Annotated in this window: 1 protein-coding gene; it reads right to left on the reverse strand. The window is 64.5% G+C overall.

What is annotated here, in order from left to right:
• A partial coding sequence (locus L979_RS13535; protein WP_047692746.1) for a hypothetical protein occupies positions 1-971 on the reverse strand: 971 nt, incomplete at its 3' end.
• Positions 972-1,047: the final 76 nt, after the last annotated feature.

Consider the following 1,047-nt stretch of genomic DNA (forward strand, 5'->3'; position numbering starts at 1 on the left):
TCTGGATAGATCGCTACGAACACCTGGTCCTCGGTGGTGTCAACCGCCCATCCAGGGACCCTGACTATGTGCTGACCCGTCCTGCTGGTCACTTCCATGTAGCGCAATTGGTCGCCGGCAATCTCCCGCGCGGCGGAGTCACTGCCACCGGATTCCGCATGCTCCACAACGGCAGCACACCCACCCTCCCGCAGCATCACCTCCAACAGCTGCGTCCGGTTGGCGGCACCCATCCAGCCCATCAGCTCCAGAACACGTTGCTCGGCGGCCTGCCACCGCTGGGCGTCGCCCACCCCGGCCCGAACCAATCGATCGCTGAGTTCGCGATACAGCGTCAACGCAGCGGGTCCGGTGGGCACCTCCTGCGGAGGGTTTTCTTGCCGGTTACGGCGGACCTGCAGCGCCATGTCAGCGCGGGCCACATCAGCGGCGTCCACGGGAGTTTCCTGCTCCAGCCTCCGTAGGAAGGGGTCCACGTCACAACTTGCCGAAGTCTCCATGGCGGCCAACAGCACCTCACAGCGTGCAGGGTCCTGACGCCACGTGGCCTCCGGCAGCATGTGGGTCAGCAACCCGTGGGCCGGACCTCCCGTTCCACTGAGGGCTATGGCTGTGCAGGCGGCGTTCCATTCGTCGTCGTGAATGGGGCGAACACGGGCTCCTTGGGTCCTGTTGACCGTGTGGAATCGCATCATCAGTGTCTGAGTGGCGTGCGGTGGAGGCTGAGGAGTGAGGGTTGCGATCATCAGGCAGGTCATGGCCAGCAGCTCGATCCGTTCGGCCTGCGCTCTGTTCACACTGGTGGTCTGGGCGTAACGCTGGTAGATCCGGGCGCAGACATCGCCGTGGTCCGGGACGCGGGCCGCCATCATGGCCTCAGCCGCGCGCAACGCTGCATCCAGCTTCTGCCCCGAGTGCTTCAGAGAGGACGCCCAGGGCAGCAGATGCGTCTGAACGGTCAGGGGATCCATGCCGTTACGTTAGCAAACACGTGACACCGCCCGTGAGATCACCACCTGATGCTGAGATCACCAGCAACGGGGTGTC

Source organism: Kocuria sp. ZOR0020, from assembly GCF_000800955.1.
In the GTDB taxonomy this organism is placed as follows: Bacteria; Actinomycetota; Actinomycetes; order Actinomycetales; family Micrococcaceae; genus Kocuria; species Kocuria subflava.